Source organism: Chryseobacterium sp. Bi04, assembly GCF_918698085.1.
Classification (GTDB): Bacteria; Bacteroidota; Bacteroidia; order Flavobacteriales; family Weeksellaceae; genus Chryseobacterium.
In genome coordinates this window covers 1-14,089 of the sequence record NZ_CAKKLP010000027.1, presented here as the reverse complement: position 1 = coordinate 14,089, position 14,089 = coordinate 1, and the positions used below count along the sequence as shown (strand labels likewise).

The 14,089-nt window shown below is 36.1% G+C and carries 8 protein-coding genes; 4 read left to right on the top strand and 4 right to left on the bottom strand.

The genetic code is table 11. From position 1 onward, the window contains the following. Positions 1-331: 331 nt before the first annotated feature. The 4 genes from LQV47_RS22325 to LQV47_RS22310 form a co-directional block, all read right to left on the bottom strand. Positions 332-1,975, bottom strand: coding sequence for a SusD/RagB family nutrient-binding outer membrane lipoprotein (locus tag LQV47_RS22325; protein WP_230041330.1), 1,644 nt, complete (start codon positions 1,973-1,975; stop codon positions 332-334). A gap of 26 nt (positions 1,976-2,001) precedes the next feature. After that, positions 2,002-5,130: a SusC/RagA family TonB-linked outer membrane protein gene (locus LQV47_RS22320; protein ID WP_230041329.1), complete on the bottom strand. Its 3,129-nt coding sequence runs from the start codon at positions 5,128-5,130 to the stop codon at positions 2,002-2,004. 461 nt (positions 5,131-5,591) lie between these two features. Next, positions 5,592-7,220, bottom strand: coding sequence for a carboxyl transferase domain-containing protein (locus LQV47_RS22315; RefSeq protein ID WP_230041328.1), 1,629 nt, complete (start codon positions 7,218-7,220; stop codon positions 5,592-5,594). Between the two features lie 297 nt (positions 7,221-7,517). Next, on the bottom strand, positions 7,518-8,045 hold the full coding sequence (locus LQV47_RS22310; RefSeq protein ID WP_230041327.1) for a GNAT family N-acetyltransferase: 528 nt from the start codon (positions 8,043-8,045) through the stop codon (positions 7,518-7,520). A 195-nt stretch (positions 8,046-8,240) separates the two neighbouring features. On the opposite strand from LQV47_RS22310, the gene LQV47_RS22305 reads away from it, so the two are divergent. From LQV47_RS22305 to LQV47_RS22290, 4 genes are all read left to right on the top strand, one after another. Continuing rightward, entirely contained in the window at positions 8,241-9,119 is an 879-nt protein-coding gene (locus LQV47_RS22305; RefSeq protein WP_230041326.1) for an EamA family transporter, read from the top strand. Between the two features lie 13 nt (positions 9,120-9,132). Continuing rightward, positions 9,133-10,215, top strand: a complete 1,083-nt coding sequence (locus LQV47_RS22300) for a PorV/PorQ family protein (protein ID WP_230041325.1) — start codon at positions 9,133-9,135, stop codon at positions 10,213-10,215. Between the two features lie 12 nt (positions 10,216-10,227). Continuing rightward, a complete protein-coding gene (locus tag LQV47_RS22295; protein WP_230041324.1) occupies positions 10,228-10,980 on the top strand; it encodes a hypothetical protein in 753 nt (250 codons plus the stop codon). 74 nt (positions 10,981-11,054) lie between these two features. After that, positions 11,055-13,910: a T9SS type A sorting domain-containing protein gene (locus LQV47_RS22290; RefSeq protein WP_230041323.1), complete on the top strand. Its 2,856-nt coding sequence runs from the start codon at positions 11,055-11,057 to the stop codon at positions 13,908-13,910. Positions 13,911-14,089 lie beyond the last annotated feature (179 nt).

The following is a 14,089-nucleotide window of genomic DNA, read 5'->3' as shown; positions in this document are numbered from 1 at the left end:
TTCCCATTCCGAACACAGAAGTTAAGCCCACCAGCGCCGATGGTACTGCTAACGCGGGAGAGTAGGCCGCCGCCAGTTTTTATTTTATTTTTAAAAATCCTTTATCGTAAGATAGAGGATTTTTTTTTGTTTATATACTATAACAACTATACTCCTAATACTTCAACTCTAAACTATACTTAACCTCAGTTGATAGTTGATAGCGCTGTCACCTTCAACTCATAACTCTCAACTATTAACTCCTAACTCATAACCCTTGGCTATTGAGGCCCATGGGATGACAAAGTCATAGAACTATTAATTCTATTTTGAAAAGAATTGTACATGCTGTTTATTTCTTATCCCACCAAATGCGTCCCTGGATATCACTTTCACTTAATCCAAAATCAGGATCCAGTTTCATCATATCAAGTGCTGATTTTTGATTCTGATAATTCAGGTTATCTTTTGAAGGGGTTGAAAGAATAATTCTTCTAGGCATTACTAATAAAATTCCTCCATCCCGTGAGGGAGATTCTAATGTAAGAGCAGTGGATGTATTAGGCATGCCGGTCCTCTTAATAAGAGCCCAAACTTCGTTGGGTTGTTTGAAATAATTAAGATATTCTTGTATGATAATTTGCTCAAGGGCTGTTGAAGCATTAAATTGAACTTGAGAAGAATTAAGGTACGTGGTAATTTCTGCTTCGGTAGTTGGGATATACTTGTCTACTAATGCTTCTTTAGCGATATAGTTATAGGTTATAATTGAGGCTCTGATTCCTTGTTCATATAGAGCCTGTACATTACCGGAAATAAGCCCCCTTGCTGCTAACTCTGCTTTTAATAAAGAATAATCAGCGTAAGTAAGAATTGGAAATACGGCGTTTCCGGTACCTGCATTATATTCAGGATGCCATATTTTATACTGTAATCTGGAGATCGTATCATAGTTTATACCGTCTAATAGCCTTTTGGCAGAGGTATAGTAACGGCTTTTATTTGGGCTTACCATATCCGGGCTGGTTGGACCTCCTACATATCGCTGATTTTCTATAGCTGGTTTCATTTTTCCAGCAGCAACAAGCTTATCAATATTTTCCTGGGAATAATCGTTTTCCTGGAAAAAAATGGGCCTTCTTGGATCTTTATTAAGATTCATAAAATCAGCCATTGGTTTAGAAGCAGACATCCCTATAGGGTTGAAATTACCATTCTCAGTAAATCTTTTTGCGAGCAGAGAGAAATCTTCATCTGTACTATTAATCTGTTCTCTTGACAATACTTGCGTAGCAATAGTGGAAAGCTTTGCAGGATTTCTTTTCATTAATCTTGAAGCAATCTTTAATCTCAATGAATTGGCAATCTTTTTCCACCTTGTGATATTGCCATTAAAGAATAGATCTTTATTTCCAGGGTTTATCTGTATAGCTTGATCAGCAGCTTCAATATCCCCATAGACATCATTTAGCTGTTTGTCAAAAATATCATATAATTGTTCCTGGGTTTCAAATTTTGGAGTTAGTGTACCGCCATACCGTGCCTGAAATGATTCTGTATAAGCCATACTTCCATTCACATCAGTAACATACCACGCATAATAAACCTTTAAAATGCTGGCAATGCTTTTAATATTGACATATTTTGCCTGTTCATTGGCCGGCATCTCGTTGATCTTGTGAATAATGTCTGTAAGCAATGCACCATGATCTCCATAAAAGATATCTTTTCTTGCATTCATGTTGGAACCATCATCCATAAAGTTCGATGCATTCCCAGTATTAGGAACTAAGGTCTGAGTCCATGGCATAATTCTACGATAATAATCATAATAGTATTCATAACTGCCGGTATATCCTCTTTTAATGGCGAGAGGTAATAGTTCTTCCGGGGTTGCGGTTGTTTTATCCAGGGGATTGGTATTGATGTCAGCAAAATCACTTGTACAGGAAATGAATAGAGAAAGTGAAACGGTTAATATTAATAATTTTTTCATGTTTTAAATTTTAAATTAAATAGTTTCTAGAAAGAAAAATCCAGATTAAACCCAATATATCTTGACATCGGTGAGCCTCCGTATTCTGCAAAGCTTCCTGCACTATTGGAGTATTTTCCTTCAGGATTGATGCCATCGGGTAATTTATTATAGATATAGAATAAATTTCTTCCTATTATAGAAGCACTGAGTGTATTCAACCCTAGAGGCTTAATCATATCCGGTTTAAAAGAATAGGTAAGCCTTAGCTCACGAAGGGCTACCCAGGTATTCTCAAAAATAGCCTGTTCCCGTATGCCTGTTCCCCATGAGGCTAAATTTCTATAATATAAATCGGTACGCACAGGATTTAGCCATCCTTTTTCATACGCTTCCTGATAAGTCATTCCACCTACATCTCTTTTAATGCCTTGTTTATCTGTTATTTCTGTTTTATCAGCAAATACTCCTTCAGGAATTAATCCATATTGTGTTACGCCATTGGCGTCTGTATATTGAATCCCTCCTCTGGCTTCATCTCTATATTGTAGGGTTGACGGTAAGTTTCCAAACTGAACACCATAATTATAGGTAGCTGAAAGAATATCTCCACCCACTCTTGCATCTATCAATACACTTAACGATAAGTTTTTATAGCTGAAGGTATTTCTAAAGCTGGTTAAAAAATCAGGGGTCAGCTTTCCTACTGTAACATCGTTCTGGTTCTGATAGGAATTGGAGCGTAGATAATAGCCATTAGAGTTTAAGACTTTCATTCCATTTCTGGGGTCATTGGCATCCTGTGTCTGATATCTGGCATAGGCATACCTTGTTTGTATCAGCCCATATTGTTGTCCCGCTATGGCTACACTTCTTACATCATCCCCCATACCCAAATTGAGAACATATACACTCACTCCAGGGTACAATTCGATAAGCTTGTCCCTGTTTTGGGAGAATGTAAATGTTGTATTCCATCTGAAATTAGTTGATTTAACAGGAACTGCGTTTACAATAACCTCAATACCCTGGTTTTGTAAGTTTCCGGCATTTATCTGTTGTTCTTTAACTCCGGACTCCTGGGGTAATGTAAGGGTTAATAATTGGTTTGTTGTATTCGTTTTGTAAAAGGATACATCAAAATCTAACCGGTTGTTCAAAAAAGCCATATTCAATCCAAATTCTATGGATTTGCTCAGCTCATTCTTTAGGTTTGCGTTGGCAAGGGCATTGCTATTAAAACCTGTTAAAGGAATGCGGTTCCCATTAGGAGTATTGTACGCTGACGGGTCAGGTCTGTAGTAGAATCCTGAGCTTGTGTTATAGGGAGAAGTATCCCGGCCTACCCATGCCAGGCTGGCTCTTAAACTACCAAAATTAATCCATTTTGGTAGTTTGAAGGAATTGGAAAATATCCAGTTCCCCACAAAGGATGGATAAAAATAGCTCAGACTTCCGTGTCCATCCGGATATGATAAGGTAGAAGACCAGTCATTACGTCCGGTAATATCTATAAATAGCTGATCCTTCCATGCGAAGTTAGCAAAGGCATAAACGGCCTGAATCCTTTTTGGAGACTGCTCTCCGTCAGTGTATGAAACTTCATTTCCTGCAGGATCTATAGTATTCTGGATCTGAAAAACACCAGGGGTGTTAAGCCCCCCATTTGTCCATTGTTTGTTTGATTTATATCTGGATCTGAAATCTTCTCCGCCCAGGGAAGCATTTAATGTTAAATGATCAGTTAATTTAAAGTTACCACTCAATAAAAATTTAACATTATACTGTTCTTTAGTTCCTTCCAGAATAGTATAGCTTCCTCCTGTAAAGCCGGTATTTTCGCCTAGTATTTTAGATTCGTTGATAAAATTATAATTATTGAAATTACCGCTAACGGTCATGTTTAACCAATCCGTTAACTGAGACCGTATTTCTAAACGCCCTATATAATTATTTTCTTTTTGGGTTCTTGTATTTTGAAAAATATTAAAATAATTAGCGGCCATTCCATAAGGATCGGCACTCTCTTTTTTTATGCCTCCATTGATTGGATCCAGATAATTGTTTCTCCAGTAAACGGCATCAAAACTTCTGGGAACCTGATAGATATAACTGAACAGCGGACTTGAATTTCCTCCCTGAGGTACCGGATTCTGCCCAAAAGACCGGTTATAATTGAAGCTGGCATCTACTTGCAGATATTTACTGAACTCATGGGTTGCACGGAAATAAAAAGCATTTTTTGTAAATTTATTTCGGGGCAAGATTCCATCGGCTTCCTGATTGGTATAGCTTAATAAAAAAGTAGATTTCTCATCGCCACCAGATAACTCAATTGAATTTTTACGATCAAGGCCTACCTGATAAATATCTCTGTAATTATTGGGTTGAGAATTCCATAGTATGGTTCTGCCGTCAATATCCCTTACAGGCTTTCCATCAAACTTTGGTCCATAACTGTAAAAAGCACTGCTCGGATCAATAAAGCGTTCACCATTACTATCCGTTTGGAATGTAGGCCCCACGCCCGCCCCAAATTCATTTTGAAATTTCGGACCGGAGTAAACATGTTGTGTGGTAAGGGAAGAATTGATTTTGACCCCAATACCATTTCTGCTTTTCCCCTTCTTGGTGGTAATGACAATTACTCCGTTCGCGGCACGTGAACCATAAAGGGCGGAGGCCGCTGCTCCTCTGAGCACGGTAACAGATTCAAAAACATCTGAGTTCAGATTTTTCATTTCGTTACCGAAATCATATCCCGATCCCCATGCATCAGCACCAGTCACACTGTTATCTATAATAACACCATCCACAACAATTAAGGGTTGATTATTTTTCCCCAATGAAGTGTTCCCCCGGATTTGAATTCTGGCACTGGACTGAGGCCCCCCTGAACCGGCAACAATTTCTACCCCGGGTAGTTTTCCCTGGAGAGCTTCCATTGGATTAACAACCCCGGCTTGTGTAATATCTTTGCTTTCAACCTTGGTAACGGCATAACCTAGTTTTCTCTGGTCTCTTTTTATTCCCAATGCAGTTACAACAACTTCTTCGATTTGTTTATTTTTTATAGTATCTTTCTTCGTTTTCTGTGCGGTTAAATAATCTGAAGTACCCAGTAAAAAACAAAATACACTAACAGCGAAGGGGAATCCTGTGTTTGATTGTTTCATTATATTTGATTCATCATTTGGTTAAGAATTACAATATTAAAAAAATAAATGATAAAAAGTGATTTATTTTTATTGTAACAAATTGATTGTCAGTGTTTGGTGGTTCTGATTATCTTGTATTATTTAATTTCCTATGTAAAATATTTATTTATTTAGGATATAATAGTGATAAATTAATATCAATTGCTATTTAAGTGAATTTTATTTTTTTTATCAACTGAGATAATATTTTAAGGTAAGCTTTATAAATTGGCAAAGATTATTAAAAAAATAAGAGGTATTGATAAACTTTCTTATGATTTGTCATAATATTTGATACTGTATGGGATAGAGAATTATTTAAATAAAAACTTTTCTCTTCCAAGAACATAAGATATTCAAAGAAAGAGGCCGTTTTCACAACGTGTGAAAACAGCCTCTTTCTTTGAATTATTCACCGGGGTGAATATGTATAGGTCAGATCATACCTGTATAACGCCTAAGTTAAATTTCTCTGTAATAGGAGAATGGTTGGCAGCTTCAATACCCATAGAGATCCATTTTCTGGTGTCTGTAGGATTGATGATGGCATCTGTCCATAATCTTGCTGCTGCATAGGTAGCATCGGTTTGACTTTGGTATTTTTTGGAAATAGTATCCAGAATTTCGTTGTGTTCTTCTTCTGATATTTCTTTGCCTTGTTTTTTTAATGAAGATTCCTGGATCTGTGCTAAAACTTTTGCTGCCTGAGACCCACCCATTACGGCTAAGTCTGCCCAAGGCCATGCAACAATTAATCTTGGATCATAGGCTTTTCCACACATGGCATAATTACCGGCTCCATATGAGTTTCCTGTAATAATTGTAAATTTAGGAACAACAGAATTGGATACGGCATTGACCATTTTTGCTCCATCTTTGATAATCCCTCCATGTTCGGATTTAGAACCTACCATGAAGCCTGTAACATCCTGTAAGAAAACCAATGGTATTTTTCTTTGGTTACAGTTAGCTATAAATCGGGTAGCCTTATCTGCAGAATCGGAATAAATAACTCCTCCGAACTGTACTTCTCCCTTACCGTTTTTCACCATTTTTCTTTGGTTGGCTACAATTCCTACAGACCAGCCATCTATTCGGGCTGTAGCACAGATGATACTTTTTCCGTAGTCAGGTTTGTATTCTTCATATTCAGAATTGTCTGTAATACACTTTAGGATATCAAAAGTATCATACTGCTCAGCTCTTGAAACCGGCATTATTCCAAAAATATTTTCTGGCTTTTCTTTAGGAAGAAAACTTTCTATTCTGTCAAAACCTGCTTTTTCAGTGCTTCCGGTAGACTTCATAATGTTTTTGATTCTATCCAAAGCATCTTTATCATCTTTAGCTTTATAATCTGTAACTCCTGAAATAGAGCAGTGGGTAGTAGCCCCACCTAATGTTTCGTTATCGATGCTTTCACCAATTGCTGCCTTTACAAGGTAGCTTCCTGCGAGGAAAATAGAACCTGTTTTGTCAACAATCATAGCCTCATCACTCATAATAGGCAAATAAGCTCCTCCGGCTACACAACTGCCCATAACTGCTGAAATCTGGATGATTCCCATAGAGCTCATTTTCGCATTATTTCTGAATATTCTTCCAAAATGCTCTTTATCCGGGAATATCTCGTCCTGCATAGGAAGATAAACACCGGCAGAATCTACCAGATAGATAATGGGAAGTTTGTTTTCCATAGCAATCTCCTGTGCTCTTAGATTCTTTTTCCCTGTAATGGGGAACCATGCACCCGCTTTTACAGAAGCATCATTAGCTACAACGATACACTGCCTTCCTGAAACGTAACCAATCACTACAACAACTCCTCCACTAGGACATCCTCCATGTTCCTTATACATTTCATACCCTGCAAATGCTCCTACTTCTATGGAATCTGAATTTTTATCAAGAAGATAATCAATTCTTTCTCTTGCCGTCATTTTTCCTTCTTCACGAAGCTTTTGAAGCCTCTTTTCACCACCACCTTTTTTTATTTCGGTGAGCAGGCGGTTTATATCTGAAAGTCTTAATCTGTTTTGATCTTCCCGTTTGTTGAATTCAATATCCATAAAGTTTCAATTTTTTACGCTTAAAGATACTATTTTTATACAGAATATGAATTGAAGTAAAACGGGTGTTTAATATATTGGTATTCAGAAAATTGTGATATTTTTAACAGAAAAATATTTTTAGATGATTTATATTTTTTCTAACTTTACGGTAGAGTAACAGAGATCCTAATCTCTGCAAAATACTCTGTTCCTAGTTTATTTTTTTAATAGTTTATTATTTGAAAGCCCTGAAAGTTTAACAAATTTTCAGGGTTTTTTGTATCTGCATAAAACTTGGAAGGACATACTGAAAAATTAAACTGAATACTGTTTTCTATATTCTATAATATTGAGAAATGATGATGGGCTTTTATTTTTTTGATATTTCTTAAAAGGGATAAAGCCTAATTTTTCAGGTATTCTCCTGCTCGCTATATTTTCCTGATCAACTGGATAGACTATATATTTAAAAGTAAAATTACTTTCTAAAAATTCAATAAGGCTCACTATGATCTCTGTACCCAATCCAATACCTTGTGCATCCTTTTTTAACCATAAGCCGAGTTCTACCGATTCTTCTGTTATGTTATGAATACCACAGCAACCCATAAAGTTATCATCATCATCAAGCGCAACCATGACAAGGTCAGTATTTTTTAACAACAATTTTTTTGATTCTTCTACAAAGACCAGAATGTCATTTCTATCTCCATCCGGATTGAAAGGCATATACCTTGTAACTTCTACAGTAAAACAGGTATTGATATCGTCAATATACAAATCTTCTACAGGCTGCAATATCAGCCGATCTGTTTTAATTCTAATATCTTTATTCAGTATCATAAGTCCAATGTATGATTTTTTATTTTAGTGAGAAAAGATCTTATGGAGCAGCAACATTGTTTTTTGATAAATTTTTATAAAAATAAGGTGAAGACATAATAAGTGTTTTTTTATTAAACTATTATTTGTTTTTTTATCAGATTTGTAAAAGCCTATTTGTAAATTTGCACGTTAAAAATTCATAGAAGATAGGATATGCATAAATTGGCACTTTTCAGGCTGCATTTAATTGTGTTTTTGTGGGGGTTCACTGCAATTTTAGGAAAACTAATTCATGCAAATGCGCAGGTTCTGGTATTTTACAGAATGTTGTTTGCTGCAGTCTTTCTTTTTGTATTCATAAGAGTTTACAAAAAAGAGAGTATAAAGGTTTCAAAAAAAATATTCTTTCAGCTGGCAGCTATTGGTGTTGCGATGGCACTTCACTGGTATTGCTTTTTTTATTCTATCAAGGTCTCCAATGTTTCCATTGCGTTAAGCTGCTTATCATTATCTACACTTTTTGCCTCTATTTTAGAACCGGTTATTTTTAAAAGAAAAATTGATATATCGGAAGTGGTGATGGGAACAGTGATTGTTGCCTGTATTTTATTGATTTTTAAAACTGAATTTCATTTCAAAGAGGGGATTATTTATGGTATCCTGTGTGCTGTTTTCGGAACCATTTTTTCTGTTTTTAATGGTAAAATGTTTGGAAAAACAAGTTCGGGGAATATTATATTCTATGAAATTTTCTGTGGGTGGTTTATTTTAATGGTATTTTATCTTCTGACGGGTCAAATCTTTCAGATGGATGAAATAAACTATAGAGATCTGGCGTTAATATGCTTGTTGGCCAGTGTTTTTACAGCTTTTCCAATGTTGGAATCAGTAAAGTTAATGAAGTATATTTCGCCTTTTACCTTAATTTTAACAGTTAATTTAGAGCCGGTTTACGGAATTATACTAGCTTTTTTTATCTTTGGAGAATCAGAACATATGAGCCCTATATTTTATATTGCTTCAGGAGTTATGATACTGGCAATCATTGTCAATGGATTAATAAAAGCTAAAAAAACAAAAAACTTTAACTAAGCATCAAAATTATATGATGAAAAAATATTTTTTACTTGCATTTTCACTGCTGTTTGGGCTGTCACAATCTCAGATTATCAGGAAATATTCCAATGAATTTTTAAATATCGGAGCCGGTGCACGAGGTCTGGCAATGGGGGGAGCAGTAATATCCAATCAGGATGATGTATATGCTCCAATGTGGAATCCTGCGGGTTTAATGTCTATTGAGAGAGACTGGCAGGGAGCAGCGATGCACGCAGAATATTTTGAATCTATTGCAAAATATGATTACCTGGCCTATGCAAAGGTAATGGAAGAAGGTGTTTTTGGAGTTTCAATAGTAAGACTTGGGGTAGATAATATTTTGAATACCACTCAAATGATAGATTCTGAGGGAAATATTGATTATGATAAGATCACCAAATTCTCACAATCTGATTATGCCGCTATACTTTCTTATGCATTCAGGCCGGGAGGGAATCCCAATTTGGATGTGGGGGTGAATGCCAAAATTGTGTACAGAAATGTAGGTAAATTTGCCAGTGGCTACGGGTTTGGTTTTGATGTAGGGGCTATTTACAAAGGAAACAATGGATGGAAATTTGGGGGTATGATCCGTGATATTACTACCACAGTAAACTTTTGGACCATTAACCAGAAAGAATTATCAACTGTTGTAAATGGTGAAGAGTTTAACCCTGCGCCAAAAGATAAAATGGAGCTTACCATGCCTAAGCTGAATGTTGGGGCAAGTAAGTTATTTGAAATTAACAGCAGTGTCTATGTTTTGCCGGAAGCAGGGATTAATGTGGATTTTGCAAAAACGGCTTCATTAGTTTCAACAGACTTTGCAAGTATCAGTCCTTATGCGGGAGCTGAGCTGGGATACCAGAAAATGATTTTTGTAAGATTGGGGATCAATAGGTTCCAGTCCATTACAGATATAGAAGATCTTAAAAGAAAAGTTTCCTTTCAGCCGAGTGCAGGTCTTGGAATAAAATATAGAGGACTTACCCTGGATTATGCAATCACAAATTCAGGAATAGGCGGATCTAATTTCTATTCCAATTTCTTTTCATTGAAGCTGGATATGGGAGCATTTAGAAACGATTAAAAATAAAATAATATGAAAAGGATATCAGTGTTTATGTTGGCTATTTGTTCAACACTCATTTTCGGACAAAAGGTTTCAGATTATAAATACATATTTATTCCTGAGAAGTTTGAATCATTTAAAAAAGATAGTTATGGCTTAGAGACTTTTTTAGCAAAAGCACTGACAGGGAAAAAATATGTCGTTCTGCCGGCTAATAGAGATCAATGGCCTTCTGAAGCTAAAGATAACTCCTGTAATATCCTTAATGCAAATGTTTTGGATGATTCTGGATTATTTACTAATAAAGTTATCTTACAATTATCGGATTGTAATAAGAAAACCATTCTAGAAGCTAAAGGAAGATCGAATATCAAAGAATTTGAAAAAGGGTATCCGGATGCACTGACACAGGCTTTAATGAATGTTACAATTTCAAACCCTGTTGATATCTTACCTGCACAGACATCTGATACAGCCAGCAGTACTCAGAATACAGCTTCTGATACTCCTGCAGCTACAACAGCTGTTTCTACGGCAAGTAATTTTTCAAACGGAAAGCTTGATCTGCAGAAAGTACAGATAGATAACACCCAGTTTATTCTTGCTAAGTCAGGGAGCTCTGTTCCTTTTGCTATTTTTAAAGCAACTTCAAAGAAAGATGTATTTATGGTGAAGCTGGATAACGGAGCAACTACTATTGGTTATTTTGAGAATGGAAATATCGTAATTGATGTTCCTCAGGCTGATGGTAAATATTCCAAAGAAGTCTTTGCAGCAAAATAATTTTTTAAAACTTAATAAACTAATATATAATCCTTAATTCATGATGTTTGAATTAAGGATTGATTTTTAAAACCATGAAAAAACTTTACATTCCCATATTGACTTTACTGTCAATATTTTCAACTGCACAAACTGTATTGAATACACAATTGCATGAGATTAATTTTGGAGCTTCAAGTGATCCAAAATCGTTTATCAAACTTAATGATCTGATCATTTTCCCGGCAACCGGGTCTCCTTATGAAGGAAGAGAGCTTTGGTGTTTTAATTCTGCCACTCAAAAGTCTAGTTTGCTGAAAGATATTTATCCGGGGCCCAGCGCTGGTATATCAGGATCTCCCGCTTCTGTAAAATTAAATAATAAAGTCTATTTTCTCGCCCAGCAAAACTCATCCTATTACCAGCTTTGGGTAACGGACGGAACAAGTGTTGGAACAACAAAGTTAAAAGACTTGAGCTCAAATTTTGTTATTGATGAGCTTGTGGTGGTGGGAAATAAAATTTTCTTTTACCAATCTAATGAGCTGTGGGCTTATGATGCGGTTACTGACGATCTGCAGTCATTAAAAACATTTTCCTATTCCGGAAATATAAAGCTGTACTCTTTTCATAATCAATTGTTTCTGGCAGCTAATGACGGAGTACACGGAAAAGAGATCTGGAAGTCTGATGGTACACCGGGCGGTACCACTTTGCTGAAAGATATCGCCCCAAACTCGGGATCAAGTATTTCTAATGATTTTAAAATTATTGAATTAAATAATAAGTTTTATTTTGTGGGCAATGGGGCGGCTGGATATGAGCTTTATGAAAGTGACGGAACTACTGCCGGTACGGTGTCTGTGACACCTGTAAAGGTTCCGGAATTGGATGGGGCAGCTTCAGATAATTATTTTGTATTTAAAGGCTTAGACCCTGTGGGAAGTGGAATTGAACCGTGGGTTTCAGATGGAACGGCTGCTGGAACTCAATTATTAAAGGATATTATCCCGGGGGTAACAAGTTCCCTGGCTATGCCTAAATTTATTAGTTTTAACAATAAAATCTATTTTGAAAGTAACTCTAACGGAATAACCCCGAATTATGGAAATTATATCTGGGAAACTGATGGAACTCTGGCTGGAACAGCATTATTTAATACACCTCCGGAAATGAAATTATATGGAAAGAGTTCAGATGGGATACATTTAATATATAACACTGTAAATTCAGGGCTAAGATATTGGATCACCAATGGAGGTTCTGTTCAGCCATTTGAAATTACAGGATTAGCTTTACCGGTGGACAATAGTTTTATAGATCTTAACTCTAAAGTTTATCTGGCTGGTACAAACCAAAGGAATGGAGCAGAAGTCTTTTCCCTGGACCCTGCCACGAAAGTTATTTCAATAGCTGCTGATATTAACAGGGTGGAAGGTTCTGAGCCACATTCTTTTGATGTACTGAACAATAATCTGATCTTTATCGCCAAAGACCGGGAATTTAGTAATCAGCTATATAAGAGAAATAAAAGCACCCAACAGGTTGAAAGATTATCTTTCTTTAATACCGGTGGAGCTTTACCAGGGGGAATAGCTACCACTTTTGACGATGAGTTCACTAAAGTAGGAAACTATCTTTATACAAAAGGTGGCTTTTACAGGACAGATGGAACGGCTGCAGGCTCAAATGTAATCATTATGTTGGAACCAATTACAAATAGTATTGTCTATACCAGCCTGAATGATAATATGCTGCTCTTCTCCGCCTATAGTAACTTTACAGGAACTGAGCTTTGGAGAATTAACAACAGTTCAAATACAATGGATTTGGTAAAAGACATATCGGTGGACAATATGGGAAGTTTATATGATGTGGATACTAAAACGGCTGTCCTGAACGGATATGCATATTTTATAGCGAGACAGTACGGAAAACTGGGAATCTGGAAGTCTGACGGTACGAATCCTAATACCAATAAAACCATTCAGTTTACATATCAGAACGGGACGGATGGGGATATAAAAGTCTTGAGCGCTGTCAATAATAAATTATTCTTTACCCTGGCTCAGGAGAATAATTCAAGTAATGAACATACGGAGCTTTGGTCTTCGGATGGTGACCAGGCTTCATCTGTACTGTTAAAATCCTATGTAGAACCAACCGGTTCAGGAACTATTTACAGGGAAACAGGAATACTCAATGACAAACTATTTTATGTAACCACAGGTTTTTCTTCAGGCTTGCATTCTTCCGATGGAACAATTGCGGGAACTGAAAAAATTATAGCAGGAAACTTTACGGCAAATGTGAAGTTTAAAAAATGTGGAAACCAGCTATTTTTTACTAATAATTATGATAAAGAATTGTGGAGAACTGATGGCACAGCCAATGGTACTTATAATGTGAAATCCGGATTTTCTGCAATAAAGGATATGGTTTGTGCCAATAACTATCTTTACTTCCTGAATGGTGATTCCCAAAAAGTATGGAAAACTAATGGTATTGCTTCAGATACAGTGCCAATGGATATTTTTGTTACGAATGATGATAATCAGCTGCTGGCTAATGAAAATATTCAGAAAATGGCAACGGACGGAGAAGAGCTGTTTCTGACCATTTTCACAAAAGAGCATGGAAGTGAATTTTACGCCATCACGGATACTTTACCCATTTATATGGCGACTAACGAATCTGTAAAACAGGAAGAGAAGAATGCTGATTTTAATATCAAGATTTATCCTAATCCGGTTTCAGACTATTTTTCAATACATTCCAAAGAAAATGATAAAATTGAAACAGTTAAAATTTTCGATGCAGCCGGGAAGCTGGTTAAGAATATAACGTATCCCAATGATAAAATTGATGTTGCCGAACTTTCTTCAGGAGTTTATTTCCTTAGAATTAAAACGGCTAAGGGAGATTATCTGATTAAGATCTTAAAGAAATAATATTATAAAAGGCTCTTAAAAAGAGCCTTTTATATGTATATATGATGATGTGTTTTCTCAATAGGAGTACAGAACTCTGTCATCTGTTTTGTTTCTAAAGCCGCCTGTATTTTTAACTCAGATTATTTTTACTCTATCTGAGCTTTGAAACTTGTACTAATTTACGAAAAATATTATAA